An 18,704-nucleotide genomic window follows, 5' to 3' on the forward strand; every position below is an offset into this window, starting at 1 on the left:
CGCTGTGGCGCACGTGCAACTGGCCGATGGCGTACTGCATTACCAACTCGACGGCCCGGCCGATGCCCCGGTGCTGGTGCTGTCCAACTCGCTGGGCACCGATCTGCGCATGTGGGATGCGCAGGTCGCGGCGTGGAGTGAGCATTTTCGCGTGCTGCGCTACGACACCCGGGGCCATGGCGAGTCGTTGGTGACCGCTGGCCCCTACACCATCGAACAATTGGGTGGTGATGTGCTGGCCCTGCTCGATGCCTTGGATATCGAAACAGCCCATTTCGTCGGCCTGTCCATGGGCGGCCTGATCGGCCAGTGGCTGGCGATCAACGCCGGCCAGCGCCTGCTCAGCCTGACCCTGTGCAACACGGCGGCGAAGATTGGCAGCGACGAGGTGTGGAACACCCGTATCGACACGGTGCTCAAGGGCGGCCGGCAGGCCATGGGCGAATTGCGCGATGCCTCGATCGCCCGCTGGTTCACCCCGGCCTTCGCCGCAGCCGAGCCGGAGCAGGCCCAGCGCATCTGCCAGATGCTGGCGCAGACTTCGCCCGAAGGCTACGCGGCCAACTGTGGCGCGGTGCGCGATACCGACCTGCGTGACCAGCTCAACCATATCCAGGTACCAACCTTGATCGTCGCCGGCACTGCCGATGCGGTCACCACCCCCGAACATGGTCGTTTCATGCAGGCCGGTATCCTGGGTGCCGAGTACGTCGAGTTCCCGGCGGCGCACCTGTCCAACGTCGAGGTCGGCGCGCCGTTCAGCCGCCGCGTGCTCGATTTCCTGCTGAGCCGCTGAGGAGCCGACCGTGGACGAGAAGCAACGCTACGAAGCAGGCATGAAGGTGCGCCGCGCGGTGCTGGGCGATGCCCATGTCGACCGCAGCCTGGAGAAGCTCAACGACTTCAATGGCGAGTTCCAGGAGATGATCACCCGCCATGCCTGGGGTGACATCTGGACCCGCCCCGGGCTGCCCCGGCATACCCGCAGCCTGATCACCATCGCCATGCTGATCGGCATGAACCGCAACGACGAACTCAAGCTGCACCTGCGCGCGGCGGCCAACAACGGCGTGACGCGGGAAGAGATCAAGGAAGTGATCATGCAGAGCGCGATCTACTGCGGGATTCCCGCAGCCAATGCCACGTTCCACCTGGCGGAGTCGGTGTGGGATGAGCTGGGGGTCGAGTCGCGCGGTTGAGTGCACCTGCGGCCCGAAACGCAACGAGGCCGCTGCCAGGGGACTGGCAGCGGCCTCGTTCGTTGAAACGGTGGTGCGGGCACCACCGCTCAGGCGGGCTTACTCAGCCAGCTTGTAGGCGATGATGTAGTCGCCCATGCGGGTGCCCAGCGAGCCGTGGCCGCCAGCGGTCACCAGCACATACTGCTTGCCGTCCTTGCCGGTGTAGGTCATTGGCGTGGCCTGGCCGCCTGCCGGCAGGCGGCCTTTCCACAGCTCCTGGCCGTTCTTCACATCATAGGCGCGCAGGTACTGGTCCAGGGTTCCGCTGAGGAAGCCGACGCCACCGGCGGTGACGATCGAGCCGCCCATGCTGGGCACGCCCACCGGCATGCCGATCGGCACCGGGGTGCTGTCACGGGTGGTGCCGTTCTTGTGCTTCCACACCACCTTGTTGGTGAACAGGTCGATGGCCGCCACATAACCCCAGGCTGGCGCCTGGCACGGGATGCCGATCGGCGACATGAACGGGTGCATGGTCACCGCGTACGGCGCGCCGGCGTTTGGTTGCACGCCGCTGGTCTCGCTTTCGCGCTTGCTGCCCTCGGCCACCTGCTCGCGGGGGATCATCTTCGACACGAAGGCCATGTAGTTCGGCGAGGTGAACAGCAGCTGGCGCACCGGGTCGACCGACACGCTGCCCCAGTTGAACACGCCGACGTTGCCCGGGTAGACCAGGCTGCCCTGTTCGGACGGCGGGGTGTACTGGCCTTCGTAGCGCAGGCCGCGGAACTGGATGCGGCAAAGCATCTGGTCGAACGGCGTGGCGCCCCACATGGCCTGCTCGGTCAGCTCGGGGCCAAGCAGGTTGAGGTCGGAGCGGGCCTGGGTCGGCGCGGTGTGGTCGCCTTTCACGGCGCCTTGCGGTACCGGGATCTCGCGGATCGGCACGATCGGCGTGCCGTCACGACGGTCGAGCACGTACAGGCTGCCCTGCTTGGTCGGCACGATGACCGCCGGCTTGACGCCGTCGTCGGTCTTCAGGTGGACCAGGGTGGGCTGGCTGCCGACGTCCATGTCCCACAGGTCGTGGTGGGTGAACTGGTAGTTCCAGCGCGCCTTGCCGGTGGCCAGGTCCAGGGCGACGATGCCGGCGCTGTACTTCTCGGCGCCCGGGGTGCGGTCGGCGCCCCACTGGTCCGGCGTCTGGTTGCCCAGCGGCAGGTAGATCATGCCGAGGTCTTCATCGACGCTGGCGATCGACCACATGTTGGCCGAGTTGCGGCTGTACAGCTTACCGTCGGCCAGGGGCTTGGTGTCGTCCGGGTTGTTGCTGTCCCAGTTCCACACCAGGTGGCCATCGTGCACATCGTAGGCGCGGATCACGCCGGACGGCTCGTTGGTCGACTCGTTGTCGGTGACGTGGCCGCCGATGATCACCAGGCTGCGAGTGATCGCGGCCGGCGAGGTGGAGTAGTAGCCACCGGCGGTGAACGGGCCGATGCCGCGGGTCAGGTCGATCACGCCCTGGTTGGCGAAGCCTTCGCAGACCTTGCCGTTGTCGGCGTTGATGGCGATCAGGCGGGCGTCGGCGGTGGGCAGGTAGAGGCGGCGCGGACAGGCCTGGGCCACGGCCTGGCCGGCGTCGGACACCTTCGGTGCCGGGCTGCCGTCACGGCTGACGTAGCTGTTCTCGTCGTAGTACGAGACACCGCGGCAGGTCATGTGGGCAAAGCCCTTGAAGGTGCCGGAGGGGCTCTTGACCTGTGGGTCGTAGCGCCAGATCTCGACGCCGGTGTCCGGGTCCAGGGCCAGCAGCCGGCTGTGGGCAGTGCAGGCATAGAGCATGCCGTTGACCTTCAGCGGGGTGTTCTGGTTGGTCAGCTCCACCGGGTCGTTTTCGCTCGGCAGGTCGCCGGTGCGGATGCGCCAGGCTTCTTCCAGGCGGTAGGCGTTCTGTGGGGTGATCTGGCGCAGCGGCGAGTAGCGGTCGCCATGTTCGGTGCGGCCATAGGCCTGCCATTCACCGTCCGGCATGGCCGGCGCGGCGCTGCCCATCTCGCTGTCGTCGCGGCTGAACGCGCCACGGATTTCGCCCGGGTGGGTGAACTGGCTGGCGACCGCGGTCGCGCCGGAGGCCACCACGGCCACGCTGAGCAGGGCGGTGTTGATTTTCGAAGCCGGGCCTTGCAGCGGGCGACGGGCCCACGGCAGCAGCAGGACCACGCCGATGGCGAACCAGATGGCCAGGCGCGGCACCAGTTGCCACCAGTCCAGGCCGACTTCCCACAGCGCCCACACGGTGCTGCCCAGCAGCACCAGGCCGTATAGGCCCAGGGCGATGCGGCGCTTGGCCAGCAACAGGATGCCGGACAGGGCGAAGCCGATCCCGGCGATCAGGTAGTAAAGCGAACCGCCCAGCTGGCTCAGCTTGATGCCGCCGGCCAGCAGGGCCAGGCCCATCAGCAACAGCAGCACGCCCATCAGGCGCGGTAGCCAGCGGGTTCCATTCTTGGCACCGTCAGTGCTCATCGTCTGTTCTCCGTAGTGTGGAAGGGTCGGGTTAGAAAGTGCTCTGGATCTTCAGGCCACCGATCAGCGCGTCGTCGACGTGCGACACGCCGCCCGGGTGGCGGATGTACTGCAGGTTCGGGCGCACCGTGAGCCAGTCGGCCAGGTGGATGCCGTAGTAGAGTTCGGCGCTGTACTCGGTGTCTTGCACGGGCTGGAAGCCGGGGTTGTCGTAGTCGTCCAGGCCGTTGGCCTGGTTGATGAGGCGGGCGTTCTTGCGGTAGCCAGGGTTGACGTGCACGCGGGCCAGGGCGAAACCGATGTCGTCCTTGGCGCGGGCATCGAACGGCCCTTTGTAAACCACACCTGCCTGAACATAGTTGTCGATGGCATTGGTCTTCTTGTCGTGCACCGTGGCGTTGGCGAACAGGCTCAGGCCGCGGGACTGGTCGCTGGCCTGCGAGGTCACCTGCTGCTGGGCGCCCAGCCACAGGCCGTGCTTGCTCGAGCTGCTGCGATAGGCGGCGCCGCTGATGGCGGCTGGCGTGCCGTGGCTGTCCTTGAGTACATCCTGTGCCTTGGCATTACTGTAGTAGTAGCCGGCGCGATATTCCCCTTTCAGGCCGTTGAGGCGCGGGCTCCACACCAGTTCCACCGGCATGACCGCGCCTTGCGTGCCGCTGCCGCTGAGCTTGAAGCCGTTGTTGCTTTCGAGGTTGGAGGGGTTCTGCTCGTACACGCCGACCTGGGCGTAGAGTTCGTCGTTCAGGTTGTAGCGCACGCGCAGGGCCCACTGGCTGACCGGCCAGTTGTACCAGATGCCACCGACCCAGTTGCCCACCTGCGAGCCGCAGAAGGCCAGGTTCTGGAAGTCGCAGGGGAAGCTGTTGAAGTCCTCGCCCTCGCCGAAGCGGCCGAATTTCACATCCAGCGCGCCGTCGAAGTATTTCTGCTTGATCCACATCTGCGTCAGCCGCCAGGTTTCGCCACGGCCCCAGACTTCCTGGGCCGAGGTGAAGCCGCCGACGCGTGGGTCGTTGATGCGGTCGTTACTGATGTTGTCGCCATGGCGCTCGGTGACGGTGAGCTGGAACTCGGTGTCCTGCCAGCCGAGGATCTTCTGCAGGTCCATGTTCACGCCGAAGGTGAACTGGTCGCTGTAGCGCGCGGCGCGGTCGTGGCTGTAGCCGCCGTGCAGGTTGCTGCCCATCTCGCCGGTGTAGCCGAGGGTGAAGTCGTAGCCTTTCTCCAGCAGCTCGCTGCGGGTGCCACCCCAGTCGCCGAGCATCCAGGGGGAATCCTTGGCGAACAGTTCGTTGGCGGTGGTGGTGGTTGAGAGGCCGCCGAGCAGGGTGGCTAGGGCGAGGCCGGAGTAGCGGGTCTTGGGCAGTTGCAACATGAGATAGCGCTATCTTTTGATTGTTGAGGAAACGGCAAGCGCGACGAAACGCGGGTCTTCGAAAAGGGAATGGCTGCGAAAGGTGGTCGGTGAAGCGATTCAGCTTGCGGCGGGGAGGATATAGGGGAAGTTGTAAGAAAAAAAGACAAAATGTCGCAGGGGATTGTTGCTTCTGCGGTAACAGTCAGTGGCAAGTCGGGCAAGGGCTGCTCTCTCCAGGTCAGCCCCTGCCCGTTCCCCCGGCTCCAGTTGTCACTGGCCGCGCTTGCGCTTTGCCCGCTCGATCACATCCTTCCAGGTGTCGTTCTCATCCTCCGCGACCGTGAACCAGGGGTAGGCCTGCACGCGTTGCTCGTAGTTCGCCCATTCACCGTCAACCGCTTCGCCGGCCGCTCGCACGACTTTGCATTCCCGGCCCAGTGCGTCGTAGATGTGAGTATCGGCATAGATGCCTTCGTTGTTCTTGCGGGCGCTGTCATTGCTCACCCAATGCCAGTCGTTGAGATAGAAAGGCAGCCAGACGCGCACGGGTTGGCCCTTGTTGTCGAACTCGGTCTTGCCGGTCACCGCCCAGCGGACAGCCGCGTGCTCGATCAGTGCGTTGCCATCGTCGTCCGTCTTCAGCCCACCCGTTTCGGTATCGAAAACGAAGGCTTCACCTTCCGGGTTGCGGATGGCGGTTTGCAGTACTTGCCCGCCGCCGTTCAACATCACTTGCACGCGCACCTGTTGCTGTGGGTCATCGTCGTAGCGATCGGTCTGGATCTGAATGACGTGGGGGGGCGCACGGCCTTCCATCGTTGGCTGTGCAACGATACCGTCGCGTTGCAGGCGCTCGGCGTCGCGTTGCCACTCCCGCTCGCTGCAGCGCTGATCGGAACGGGAGCCGTCCGCCAGCAGTTTCAGGGGCATCCAGCTGTCGGCGATGACCGTGAATGCCTGCGCCACAGGCACGTTCTTGCTGTCGTTCAGTTTCACGGCGTCTTCGACGGTGAGTGGTGGCTCGAATGGGCGATCAGGGTCGTAGCCTGCATTTTTCGGTACCGTCTCGCCGGCTGCGGTCTCGGTGCCATGAAAACGCGTATGCCTGACCCGCCCCATCGTATCCAGCGCGACTTTGCTGGTGTTGTCGTTGGCATCGAGGATTTCGATGGGGGTCAGGAATCGCCAGTCATAGGCTTTCACTTCACTGCTCAGGCCAGCCGCGTCGGTCACCTTGTTCACGGCAATGTCATGTGCGGTGTACGCCAGCTGAACAGGGCCGGTGACGGTATTTTCCTGGACGGTTTTCGGCAACCAGAAATGCGCTTCGTCGTGGTACAGGGTGATGCCGTGGTGTCCGGCATAGGCCCCTGCGATCGCGGGTTCGAACGGGATGCCGGGGGCACCCAGGCCTGCTGGGTCATGAGGTTCATCCAGCTCTGGTGCATCCGCTGGCCGGCGCATTGCGATGTAGCCGCCCCGTTTCAGCAAGTCCTCAAGCGATTCCTCCTGCACTTGGCCGTCAAGCACCGACCGAACACCGTCCAGCCATTCCCGAGTGGGGAGGTGGGCGGCAGGGTACGGACCTTGCGACTGGCAACCGAACAGGACGCAGCGCCAGAACACAGTCTCGGGCATCGTACTGGCCAACGTGAGATAGAGCGTTTTCAGGTCATTCTCAGGTACTTCCTGTTGTTGGGCATACCAAAGCATTACTCCCGCAAGCTCCGCATCCGGTACACGGCTCTGCTGGCTCAGCGATGTGCGCAATGCCTCGGAGAATGTGCCCGCGGTGGCGTCCTTCAACTTCTGGCACAAGCTTGCAACCGAGATGATCTGCTTCAAAGCGCCGCGTAGTACCTGGCAGGCCTCCGTATCCAGCGGGCTGCGCTGCGACAGGTAGAGCATCAACACGGCATAGAGTGTTTCCGCGTCTGGTGTCGGCACCCGCTGGTGCACGCGGGTCAGGACGGCTGGGTCCGCATTCGGGGTATTCAGTGCGTCCGTGACCAGTTGCTGCAGGGTGAGTTCGAACGTGGGTTGCAAGGCCTCGACCGAGGCCTCGTCCAACATCGCCGTGCGGGTGTAGGCCACCAGCGCCGGAACTGATGGGGTGCCGGAGATGCCGCTGCCGTCGGTCTTTCGCCAGAGGACTTTCTGATAGCCGGTCAGCGTGAAACGGTCGGCGTACTTCGATGGCAAGTCCGGCCAATTCCCGATCGAGTATCCACCCTTTGGAATTTCGGAACTGGGGATGAGCACGGCATCCGATCGGGTCGAGCCTGGAAGCCCGATCGCCCAGTCACCGTCTGCCGTCAGGTTGTGCACGGTTGCACGGGTAAGGTTTATCCAGCAGCCGTACTGCTGGTCATCGCAACTGGCGGTGATCAGCCCCTCGGGCAGTGCTTTCGGGTAGATGCGCCGCGCCGTATCTTCCTCCGCCAGCGCGGCAGGAGACAGCAGCCGAGGGTAGTTGATGGCGGCACTCTGCAGAACATTCCCGTACTCATCCTGCTCGAGGACGATGGCTTGGTTTACCACCGGGTCCTCGGTGATGCGTTCGCAGGCGAAGGTCAGTATCTCAACGGGTGTCACCAAGGCTGCCGGGCGTTCGGCGTCGGCTGTGTCGTGCAGGCGCACTTGAAGGCGATTGGTGACAACGCTATAGGGCTTGTCGGCCTGCTCGCTGCTGTCTTCGCCATACACTTCGATGCGCCGTACCTGGCCGCGCACGGCGCGATACAACCAAGGGCGTATCGAAGGCGTTGGCTCCAAGGGCTGTTCACTGCCACCGGTCCAGTGGGTAAAGCGAACCGGCTCCTGGGGGAAGTGTGCGTCTATGTCGACAAAGGCACCTTGCGTGACAAGATCGCGTGCCTCGATCCCGGTATGGAACCAGGTGCAGGTGCGGCTGGTCGGTGACAGGTCTGCCGACGCCAGCTGTGCCTGTTCGTTGGTGTCGCGTTGGATCAGCCGAGAGAAACCGGCGAATTCGCGCTCCTGGCCATCCCATACGCCACCGAGGTAAGTCGTTTCGCTGCCAAGGCTTAGCCCCGTGATTTCGTTGATTGTCGTCACCCGGCTGACTGTGTGCACAGGGAAGGGCAGATAGCTCACGGGCGCTCGCCCGGTGCGGGCGAGCACATCGGCCTTATGGTCGAGCCAGGCCTGTGCGGAGCTGCGGTATCTCAGGTGGGTGCAGGTACCGGCATTGTCGGACACCTTGCCCAGTAACCAGGGGCGATGGTCGTTGAAGCGGTACAGCCAGCTTTGCGGTTGGTTGCCCTCGCCACCGTGCAGCCGGGTCAACAACAGGTCGGCGGTGCCCTGCCCATGGATGTCGGCGACCTGTAGCTGGCAGGTCTCATCCAGTACCACGCCTACCGGGGCAGGAATGAAAACACCTTTGCTGTATTGGTTGCCACACTGGCTGACGAACACCTGGATACCGTCGGGTGACATGTAGAGGATATCCGTGGTGCCGGAACCATCGGTGTCGGCCAGGAATACCCTCGAGGCGTTGAAGTTTTCGACGGCGAAGCCGTCGATCCTCAGCGCGTTGTCGAATCGGCCATGACCCAAGGACGGCCATAGGGTAACGCCGTTGCCGGTGATTCTTACCAGATGCTGTTGACCGCTGCCTGCCGGGTCGGCGAAGGCGACCAGCTGATGTTCGGAGTCGTCCAGCGAGGGTAACGGTTCACTGCCTTGATATTCCTCGTTCAGCGCGGCCATCCAGCCTTTGGTGCCGTTTGCCGGGTACAGGCGAACGGTCCTGGGCCCCAGCGCCCTCAGCAGGACGACGTCGTCCTGGCTGTTACCGGTGAGGTCTGCCCTTCGCGCCAGCGGATGCGCATATTCCCCCGGCAGCCCCGCCAGTGGCACCAGCGTGCCCCAGGTACCGTCCGGCGCCAGCGTGAAACTGCCTCTCAGACTGTTTGTGATGACCAGCCACTCCGGCTGGCCATCGCTGTCCAGGTCGGCCAACATGCCGTCGCTGCCTTGGAGGGGAAACGCCAGTGGCATGGCCTTGCCCCAGGTGACAAGGTCCTTTCCGGCGGGGTTGTCCAGGCGTTGCGGTTCCCGGTAATGCCAGGCGCCGTTGTCGAGGTACAGCATGCCGGGGATGCCTTCGCCATACAGATCGGCCATCTGCCAGTTGGGTTGCCAGAAACCGTCCAGGGACGGCAGTGGTTCCCAGTCGTTGGCCTTTACGTCGTTTGCCTGCCGATTCCTGATTTTCCGGCCGGGGCGGCTCATCCAGAATTCGAGGGGCGGCATCCGAAAACGTGGATCGTGGGTGATTTGTTCAGCGGATTCGAGGAGGCTGGTCAGCGGGCTGCTGTCATGGCTCAGGTGAAGGTGGCTGACCCATTCAGGTGTAGTGTCAGTATCGCCATTGAAGATATTCGTGCGACGCCAGAGCAACACATCTTGGCAACGGCGACGCAGACGCACGTTAAAACCATAACGCCAGAATGAATGGGGATCCTCACGAACCGGCCATTCGATTTTCTGGTCTCCAGTCCGTGGAGGGGGAGGTGGGTTGCCCGGGCCGGTTTCGAATTCACCGTAATAGAACTGGGCAAACTCCAGGAAATCGCCCTCCTTGAAGGCACCCGTGGGGATCAGCAGTGTCTTCGAGACGTTGTTGAAATATCTGGCGTAGACCGTATCCGGATAAACATTGGCGACCCTCGGATGGGCCTGCTTTTCCTCCGTACTGCAGCCTTCTTCATCCTCATTGCGGTAGCGGTACACAAGATGGTCGTCGCTGCTGGAGGAGAGGGTCTCTTCGATATACCAGCCTGCGACGCGCCTCGGGGTAGGGTTACCTGGCTCTTCGGTCTCTTGCAGGCGGGCCGATGGCGACCAGCCATAGAGCGACAGGCTGTTGTCTGGCAGAACGTGAAGCCAGAAGCCAGGGTGAGTCGGGGTGGCTTTGGGTACCCAATGCTCCAGGCGTTCTGCCTGGCTGAAGGTACGTGCGCGCCATGAAGTGCCGTTGTATTGACCGGCAATGCCGGAGCGTTTGAGCAGTGCGTCGTCGGCGGCTTCACCGCTTTTCAGTATTTCCTCACCTGATGGCCCCACCATGCGGTCATTGCCGTCGTACTTGGGGAAACCAAACCGGGTCATCACGAACACCGCCGGCAACGGGCATTCCCAGCCTGCGCCGAACGCGCTGTTGCCACCGCCGGAGGAGTATTGCAGGGTCAACGCGGCCGACAGGCTCCGCCCGGCAGGGGACGGTAGCGGCAGTTGCCAGCCGGCGCTGCCGTCGGGGCCGCCGGCAGACAGCATGCCGCCGCCCACCGAGACCGTGCCGCCGCCTTTGGGGAGGGTCGGCGGCGTGTAGAAGGGCGCGCGGCTTTCCTCTGGAACCGAAGCAGACTGTTCAGGCACAGGGCACCTCCAAGGCAATGGCATCCAGAAAACGACATTGCCTGGATTCTAGGGAGCGGCCCGGCTTTGCAAAACTGGCAGAAATGCCAGGTGAGTCCCCTGTGATTGCGTGCTAGCCCCCGTAGGAGCCGGCTTGCCGGCGAACACCGGCAGGGCCGGTGCCATGCAGCACGTTGCCTGTGTTCGCCGGCAAGCCGGCCCCTACCGGTCAGAACGTCGTACGCAACCCGACCTCGACACTGCGCCCCGGCGCCGGCGCAATATCCCGCAGGATCGAGCTGGCATAGCGCACCGTCTGGTCCGTCAGGTTCTCCCCACGCACGAACGCCAGCCACTGGCTCTGGCCGACCTCGAAGCGATAACCGACGCTGGCGCCCAGGGTGGTGTAGCCCTCGGTGCTGGTCTCGTTGGCCGGCTTGCGGTGCTGCGCGGAGGCATGTTGCACGTCGACCCGCGCCTGCCAGCGATCCAGCTCCCACACCAGCCCGCTGTTCAGGCGCAGCGGCGCGATACGTGGCAGCGGCTCGCCGCTGTCGAGGTTCTTGGCTCGGGTGTAGTCGCCGGACAATTCCAGGGCGAAGCGGCCATAGCGGTTCTCCAGCAGTTGCCAGCGGTCTTGCGCCTCGATGCCGTAGAAGCGCGCGCGCACACCTTGATAGGCGTACTCGGGGAACTCCCCGTGGTCATGATCATGGTCGTGATCATGGTCTTCATCAGCATGATCATGGTCATGCCCGCCACGCAGGTTGCCGGTGCCGATCAGGCCGATGTAGTTGCGGAAGTGGCTGTAGAACACGCCGACACTGCCCTTGTGGGTGCCGTTGTCGAAGCGCAGGGCCAGGTCGCCGGAGATCGCCTTCTCTTTGTTGAGGTTCGGGTCACCCACTTCGTAGGCACCGGTGGCGACGTGGGCGCCGTTGGCGTACAGCTCGTAGAAGGTCGGGGCGCGTTCGGTGTAACCCAGGTTGGCTGCCAGCGCCCACACCGAATCGAGCTGGTACACCGCGCCGGACGAGAGGCTGAAGGCGTTGAAACTGCTGGCGCTGTCGGCACCGGCGAAGGTCTCGTTGCCCTTGGCGTCCGGGTCGACGCGGGTGTGCTCCAGGCGCGCGCCCAGGCTCAGGTTCAGGCGTTCGGTGGCCTGCCATTGCTCGAGCAGGAACAGCGCCAGGCTGTCGGTATCGGTGTGCGGGACGAACGCTTCCTCACCCAGGGCGGAGAACTCGTTGCGGCTGACCTGGGCGCCGATCACGCCTTCGACCGGGCCGAGCGGTTGGTGGCGAGCTTCGATACGGGCCTCGTAGCCTTTGTTCTTGAAGGTGGTGTGCACCTCGCCGCTCTCGATCTCGCGGTGCTGGTAGTCGGTGTAGCCGGCATCGACCTTGACCGAGCTGAAGGGGCCGTCGAGGTCGCGCAGTTCCGAGGCGAAACCGTAATGGTCCTGCTGCATGTCCAGGCGCACGCCGGGTTCGGCCACCGAACCGTAGTTGCTGTCGTAGCGGCTGTAGGACAGGCCGGTGTAGCCATGCTCCCAGTGATAGGAACCGCCGATTGCGCCGCCGTCCTGGCGCCCGTCACTGTTCTCCAGACGGTGCTTGCTGCCGGGGTCGTCGGCGTCGCGCACTTTCGAACTGCGGGCATGACCGGGGATGCGCAGGTCGTTGAACTGGCGGCTGTTGGCATCCAGATGCAGGGCGAACGCGCCGTTGCCGGCTTCCAGCTTGCCGGCGCTGCTGCGGGTGGTGTCGGCGCCGCCGTAGCGTAGTTCACCGGCACCGTGGATACCGTCGATGGGCGAATCGGGAATGCGGTTGTCGAAGGTGTTCACCACGCCGCCGATGGCGTTGCCGCCGTAGAGCAAGGCGGCCGGGCCGCGGACGATTTCGACCCGTTCGACGTTGACCGGGTCCAACGGCACGGCGTGGTCGTAGGAGAGCGACGAGGCATCGAGGGCGCCCACGCCATTGCGCAGGATGCGAATGCGGTCGCCGTCCAGGCCACGGATCACCGGGCGGCTGGCGCCGGGGCCGAACCAGGTGGAGGCGACGCCGGGTTGTTTGTTGAGGGTTTCACCGAGGCTGCCGTGCTGCTGTTGCAGCAGGTCGTCGCCTTCGAGAACGGTGCTCGGTGCGGCCAGTTGGGCATTGCCCAGGGGGTTGGCAGTGATGACCTGGGGTTGCAGTTCGATGGCCTGGCTGGACGTGGAGGCCAACCAGAGCGCGACGGCGAGGGGGGAGAGGCGCAGAGGGGAGCACAGCATGGGGAGTGACGTTCCTTGGCAGATAACGTTGTTGTTACTTTATAACGTATCTATTTCAGCATAATGCTTTTCGGGACCGCCAGTGGTTTTTGCCTGTAGGCGCGGATTTATCCGCGATGCGTTCGCCGACGGTCTGTGCTGCCTGCGCGATCGAGCGCCGCTTGTGCGGCGCATCGCGGATGAATCCGCTCCTACACTTGTGTAATGTGCGCACCTTCCCGAACCTGGAGCATTGGCATGAGCACGGCCCAACACAACGCGCTGCACGGCAAGACCCTGGAGCAGATCCTCACCGAGCTGGTGGCGCACTACCAATGGCAGGGCCTGGCCGAGCGCATCGACATCCGTTGCTTCAAGAGCGACCCGACCATCAAGTCGAGCCTGACCTTCCTGCGCAAGACGCCCTGGGCGCGCGAGAAAGTCGAGCAGTTGTACGTGAAATTGCAGCGCAAAGGCTGATGCCGCGCCGCCCTTGGTTGACGCTGGCGGCTGTCCTGGGCTGGGCGGGGCTGACGATCCAGCTGTACCTGGTGCTGGTGGCGCGTTGGCAGGAACAGGCCAGCCTGGTGGGCGGGCTGGTCAACCTGTTCTGTTATTTCACCGTCCTGAGCAACACCCTGGTGGCCACGGTGCTGAGCCATGCCGCGTTCGGCCGCGAATCGGCGGCCAGGCGGTTTTTCCTCTCGGCGCCGGTCAGTTCATGCGTGGCCGCCAGCATCGTGCTGGTGGCGCTGGCCTACAGTCTGCTGCTGAGGCACCTGTGGCAGCCCGAAGGCTGGCAGTGGCTGGCGGACGAACTGCTGCATGACGTGATGCCGGTGGTGTTTGTCCTCTACTGGTGGTTCGAAGTGCCCAAGAGGCGATTGCGTCTTTGGCACCTGGCGGCATGGGCGTTGTATCCGTCATCGTATTTTGCGTTCGTGTTGCTGCGCGGGCATGAGATAGGCGTCTATCCCTATCCATTCGTCGATGTGGCGCGATTGGGGTATGGGCAGGTGCTGCTCAACGCCCTGGCGGTGCTGGCGGGGTTCTGGGGGATCGGGCTGGTGTTGCTGGGGCTGGATCGCTGGCGGCGCATCGATCACCTGTAGGACCAGCCTTGCTGGCGAACCGCTGGATTCGCGGCGTCCGGTTCGCCAGCAAGGCTGGCTCCTACAGGTGGGCGAGGTGTCTACTCGTCGTCGGCGGTGCCATCCGCTCGCCAATACGCGGCGGCCTTGAGGGTGTCTTCCGGCACGCCTTTGTCCAGCAGCAATGCCTTGGCCTGGCGGGTCAGCGCCTTCTCCAGTGCTACCCAGCCATACAGCCGGCCTTGTGGCAGCGCCAGGTGGCGCACCCGCTCCAGCACGTCTTCCTCGTGCCGGCGCACCCAGATCACCTCGACCTGAGACTGGCTCACCAGCGGTTGGCGTTCCTGCTCATCCTCGATCTGGATCACCGCCAGCACCTGGCGGCCCGCAGGCAATTCTTCCAGGCGCCGGGCTATCGCCGGGATCGCCGTTTCATCACCGATCAACAGGTAGCTGTCGAAAATGTCCGGCACCACCATCGAGGCTCGCGGGCCGGCGATGTCGAGGGTCTGCCCGGGGGCTGCCTGAGCAGCCCAAGTGGAGGCGGGGCCGTCGCCATGCAGGACGAAGTCGATGTCCAGTTCATTGCCCGCCAGGTCGATGCGCCGTGGCGTGTACTCGCGCATGGTCGGCCGGGCGCCGCCGTCGCGGCCAAGGCTGCGAGCGTCGATGGCCAGTTGCTCTTCAGGCGTGGTGGCGAACAGTAGCTTGATGTGATCGTCACTGCCGACGCTGGTAAAGCCCGCCAGCTCCGGCCCGCCGAGGGTGATCCGGCGCATGCGCGGGGTAAGGTCGGTGACCCGCAGCACCTGCAGGCGGCGTTGGCGGATTTCATGGTTGACGCGGTGGATGGTGTCGCTCATGGGGTGTTCTCCGTAACGGTCGCGGCCGGCCCGGAGGCGATGGCCTTGGCGGTGTCGTTGAGCAGGGTGCGGACCCGCTCGATTTCTTCAGGCGTCCAGCGGCCGCTGTGCATGTGCAGGGCGTGGCGCAGGTTGCCCACGGCTTCGTGGATTTCCGGCGGGCGGTCATGGCCGCGCAGGGCGCGTTTGCTGACTTCGATGCGCATGCGCACACCGTCGAGGGCCACGGCCTGCTCGGCGAGGGCCGCGCGGCCGGCGTCGGTGATGGCGTAGAGGCGCTTGCTGCCCTGGACCTGGCCGGTGACCAGCTCGGCTTCCTCGAGGTAGCTGAGGGTCGGGTAGATCACCCCGGGGCTGGGGCTGTAGCTGCCGTCGAAGAGGTTTTCGATCTGGCGGATCAGGTCGTAGCCGTGGCCGGGTTGGTCGGCCAGCATCGACAGCATCAGCAGTTTCAGGTCGCCGGGGGCGAATACCCGCGGGCCGCGCTCGCCCCGGCCGGGGCGGCGTTCGAAGGGATCGTGCGGGGCATGGTCGCGCATGATGTTGGGGCTCTGTCTGTTTCGATATATCGCAAGATATTACTCAAGATATATCTAAAGACAAATCCTAAAATGCGGATGATTATCATCTAAAAAGCTGTTCGATTTAGACTGCCGGGTCGCAACCCCCCTGTAGGAGCCAGCTTTGCTGGCGAACCGCCCCATCGCATTCCAAGGCATGCAACGGTTCGCCGGCAAGCCGGCTCCTACAAGGGCATGGCTCAAGGTTGTGCCGCTGCCACCTGCGGGGCCTTGCAGGCATTGGGGTTGCCGGGCTCCAGGTAAGGCATGAGGATCGGCGCCATGCCCTTGAGCACCTGCACCGGCAAGGCCGAGGTAAAGGTGAAGGCCTCGGCGCTGCGGCCCGGGACGAAGGCAGTGAGGGTGCCGAAGTGGTTGTCGCCCAGGTAGAACACGAAGGTCGCGGTACGGTTCAGCGAGCGCGAACCGATCAGCCGGCCACCGGCGCCGAAGCTCTCGATGCGGTTGTCGCCGGTACCGGTCTTGCCGCCCATCACCAGCGGCGTGCCGTCGTGCAGCTTGAAGCTGCCGGAGATACGCCGCGCGGTACCTGCGTCGACCACTTGCGACATGGCGCCCTTGAGCGCACGGGCAACCTCGACCGGAAGAATCCGCTGGCCACGGTCCGGGTCGCTGATCAGCTGGGTTTCATACGGGGTGCCCTGGGCGAAGTGCAGGGTGTCGATGCGCAGCGTCGGCAGGCGCACACCGTCGTTCTGGATGATCCCGACCAGTTCGGACAGGGCGGCGGGGCGGTCGCCGGAGCTGCCGATGGCGGTGGCCAGCGATGGCACCAGGTGGTCGAACGGGTAGCCCACGCGCTTCCAGCGCTGGTGGATGTCGGTGAACGCCTCGATCTCGACCATGGTGCGGATACGGCTGTCGCGGGCGCCCTGGTGGCGGCTCTTGAACAGCCAGCTGTACACCTCCTGGCGCTCGAAGCGGCTGGCGTTGAGGGTATCCTTGAGCGAAGCGCCGGGGTTCTTCAGCAGGTAGCCGAGCATCCACAGGTCCAGTGGGTGGACCTTGGCGATGTAGCCCTGGTCGGGCAGGTCGTACTTGCCCGGGCCGTAGGCCTCGTACATCTCCACCAGGCGGCTGTCGGTGAGCTTGGCCATGGCCAGCTTGTCACCCTTGCTGTGGGCGCGCACGAAGGCGTTGAAGGTCTCCTGGCCGGCCTCGGGGAACAGGTAGCGGTGCACGGCGGCCAGGCGCTGCGGGGTCACGCGCAGGCTGTCGAGGAAGGTGTCCAGGCGTTGCTGGGAGGTCTTGCGCTGGTACTTCTTCCAGAACCGCATCATGTAGTTGGTGCCTTCGCGATCGGCGAAGCGGGCCAGGTACTCCTGGCGCCGTGGGTCGCTGTCATCCCTGAGCAGCGGTTCGCGGTTGAACGGCTGCTGGTAGGTGACGTAGCGCACCAGGTCGCGCATCAGGCGGATGAACGGCAGGTTGATCGATTCGCGCAACGCATCCTTGAGGGTCGGGTTGCGGTTGTTGTCTTCCTTGCGAAAGTTGTTGAACACATGCATGCCACCGCCGGTGAAGAACGCTTCGCCAGTGTTGGCCGAGTACTTGCGCTCCAGCGCCGCGTCGAGCATGGCGTCCAGGCTCTGGTTCTTGCTGTTCTGCATCAGCCATTCCAGCGACCACTGGGTGATGCGGTCGAGTTCAGCCACTGGCACTTTCTTCAATTCGGCGGCGGGTTTGCCAGCGTACTTGTCGTGCAGTTCGGCGATGATTTCCAGGTAGGTGGTGAGCACCCGCAGCTTGGCGGTGGAGCCCAGCTCCAGTTTGCTGCCTTCGTTGATGTCGAAGGGCTGGTTGGTGCTGTCGGTCTGCACCCGCACCCGCGAGCCATCGGCGGTGCGCTCGAACAGGGTGAAGCTGTAGCTCACCTGGTCGGTGGTCTTGCTGGTCAGCAGGCGTTCGCCGATCAGCCCCATCTGCCCGGCGAACGCCGGGTCGGCGAGGTTCTTCAGGTACTGGCTGACCTGCACGTTCAGGTCGGCCTGCAGCGTGCTGGTGGCCGACAGGTCGAGGCGGTCGAGGTCGTACAGCGGGCGGTTGAGCATGGCCGCCATGCGGTTGCGCGCCAGGCTGATGCCCTTGTTGGTGATGATCGGCACGATGGTCGGCTGGGCCACCCAGTCGCGGTAGATCGCCTTGCTGGCCAACGCCGCGTCGGCCAGCGGGCGGTCGATGATGCCGTTGGCGGCCAGCACGCGGATGTGCGAATCGGTGAGCTCGGCCAGCTCGATGCGGCCCTTGGACAGGTAATGCGAGGGGCGGCGCTGGGCGATCATCAGCGACAGTACCTGGCGCAGGGCCAGGCCACGCTCGGCCATGCTCTTCTCGTCGGTGGTGGTGGCCACCAGCGCCTGGTTGACCTGGTCGAAATCGGCGCCGTACCACACCCGCAGGCCTTCGGCCATGCCGTGCACCTCGCCATGCCCGGGCACCGCCGACAGCGGCACGCTGTTGAGGTAGTCGCGCACGATGCGTTCACGCGCTTCGGTGGTGTCTGGCCCGCCCTGGTAGGCGCGCACGCTGGCGGAGATCATCTGGCGAATCTTCTCGGCGCCGGACACGGTCAGCCCATCGGGCGAGTGGCGGTATTTTTCCAGCTGCGTCGCCAGGGTGCTGCCACCGGCCGACTGGCCAGGCAACGCCAGGTATTTGGCCACCTGGCTGTAGGCGGCCTTGGCGAAGCGCGGCCAGTCCACCGCCGGGTTGTTCTGCGGGTCCTTGGGGTCGAGCAGTTCGCGGTTCTCGATGAACAGCAGGCTGTTGACCATGACGGGGGGGATCGCGGCGAAGTTCGGGTACAGGTGCTGGGGGTAGTTGTATTGGTAGAGCATGTCGCCACGGCAGTCGGTGATCGACAGGCCGGCCTGGATCTTCTCCACGTAGGGCACGAACAGCCCATGGTCGGTGTAGTTCATCAAGGCGGGCGAGAAACGCACCTGCTGGTTGATCAGGTAGTCGCGCTTGAGCAGGCGCGGCAGGAATTCGCCCAGCGCGCTGTAGCCCAGGCGCTTGTCGAACGGGCCGTCGCCGGGGTAGACGATGGCATCGCTGGGGCCGGGCTCGAGCTGGTAGGTGAGGGTGCTGGCCAGTTTGCTGAATTCGCGCGATTGCAGGCGCGAGGTCTGGATTTCGTCCCAGGCGGCGAAACCCACGGCCACCATGGCCACGATCAGGATGAGCAGGATCAGCCGCCACCACAGGCGGCGCTGGCGGGGGGATTTTTGCGATGGGGCTTCAGCCTGGGGTGCCTTGGGTGCTTCCGTTCCGGTTGGTTCCGATTGCCACAGTGCGCCCATAGTCTTGAGTCCGGCCAGGTATTTTCGTCTTGCTTGTCTGAAGCTTAGACAATGGCCGGAGTTGGTGAAAAATTTGTAGGAAGCCTCGAAAAAACAGTGCAGACATGCGCCTTTGGTGTGACTTCCATTCTTCGGCAATATTGCTATGGTAT

At 64.4% G+C, this 18,704-nt stretch carries 11 protein-coding genes; 4 read left to right on the forward strand and 7 right to left on the reverse strand.

Annotated features, from left to right (window positions below):
• The first annotated feature begins 4 nt into the window (after positions 1–4).
• Positions 5–796 (forward strand): 3-oxoadipate enol-lactonase, encoded by a 792-nt coding sequence (pcaD, locus tag P5705_RS07895; protein ID WP_277460291.1) that lies wholly within the window; start codon positions 5–7, stop codon positions 794–796.
• A gap of 10 nt (positions 797–806) precedes the next feature.
• A complete protein-coding gene (gene pcaC / locus P5705_RS07900) occupies positions 807–1,199 on the forward strand; it encodes a 4-carboxymuconolactone decarboxylase (RefSeq protein ID WP_011532485.1) in 393 nt (130 codons plus the stop codon).
• A 99-nt stretch (positions 1,200–1,298) separates the two neighbouring features.
• Here pcaC and P5705_RS07905 read toward each other — a convergent pair whose 3' ends face one another.
• From P5705_RS07905 to P5705_RS07920, 4 genes are all read right to left on the reverse strand, one after another.
• Entirely contained in the window at positions 1,299–3,710 is a 2,412-nt protein-coding gene (locus P5705_RS07905; RefSeq protein WP_277460292.1) for a glucose/quinate/shikimate family membrane-bound PQQ-dependent dehydrogenase, read from the reverse strand.
• A gap of 31 nt (positions 3,711–3,741) precedes the next feature.
• Positions 3,742–5,088, reverse strand: coding sequence for a carbohydrate porin (locus tag P5705_RS07910; RefSeq protein WP_277460293.1), 1,347 nt, complete (start codon positions 5,086–5,088; stop codon positions 3,742–3,744).
• 252 nt (positions 5,089–5,340) lie between these two features.
• Positions 5,341–10,476 (reverse strand): SpvB/TcaC N-terminal domain-containing protein, encoded by a 5,136-nt coding sequence (locus P5705_RS07915; protein ID WP_277460294.1) that lies wholly within the window; start codon positions 10,474–10,476, stop codon positions 5,341–5,343.
• 208 nt (positions 10,477–10,684) lie between these two features.
• A complete protein-coding gene (locus P5705_RS07920; RefSeq protein WP_277460295.1) occupies positions 10,685–12,736 on the reverse strand; it encodes a TonB-dependent receptor in 2,052 nt (683 codons plus the stop codon).
• Positions 12,737–12,973: 237 nt separating this feature from the next.
• Here P5705_RS07920 and P5705_RS07925 point away from each other — a divergent pair, with 237 nt between their 5' ends.
• A complete protein-coding gene (locus tag P5705_RS07925) occupies positions 12,974–13,195 on the forward strand; it encodes a VF530 family DNA-binding protein (protein ID WP_011532490.1) in 222 nt (73 codons plus the stop codon).
• The gene (locus P5705_RS07930; protein ID WP_277460296.1) at positions 13,195–13,827 is read left to right on the forward strand and encodes a Pr6Pr family membrane protein; all 633 of its coding nucleotides are present in this window, start codon (positions 13,195–13,197) and stop codon (positions 13,825–13,827) included. Before P5705_RS07925 ends, P5705_RS07930 begins: the two co-directional genes overlap by 1 nt.
• Before the next feature lie 80 nt (positions 13,828–13,907).
• Here the strand turns inward: P5705_RS07930 and P5705_RS07935 are convergent, their stop codons facing one another.
• The 3 genes from P5705_RS07935 to P5705_RS07945 form a co-directional block, all read right to left on the reverse strand.
• The gene (locus P5705_RS07935) at positions 13,908–14,669 is read right to left on the reverse strand and encodes a siderophore-interacting protein (protein ID WP_277460297.1); all 762 of its coding nucleotides are present in this window, start codon (positions 14,667–14,669) and stop codon (positions 13,908–13,910) included.
• A complete protein-coding gene (locus tag P5705_RS07940) occupies positions 14,666–15,208 on the reverse strand; it encodes a PadR family transcriptional regulator (RefSeq protein WP_277460298.1) in 543 nt (180 codons plus the stop codon). Before P5705_RS07940 ends, P5705_RS07935 begins: the two co-directional genes overlap by 4 nt.
• 221 nt (positions 15,209–15,429) lie before the next feature.
• Complete coding sequence (locus tag P5705_RS07945; RefSeq protein WP_277460299.1) at positions 15,430–18,552, reverse strand: transglycosylase domain-containing protein; 3,123 nt, start codon at positions 18,550–18,552, stop codon at positions 15,430–15,432.
• Positions 18,553–18,704: the final 152 nt, after the last annotated feature.

The organism is Pseudomonas entomophila, assembly GCF_029478665.1.
GTDB lineage: Bacteria > Pseudomonadota > Gammaproteobacteria > Pseudomonadales > Pseudomonadaceae > Aquipseudomonas > Aquipseudomonas entomophila_F.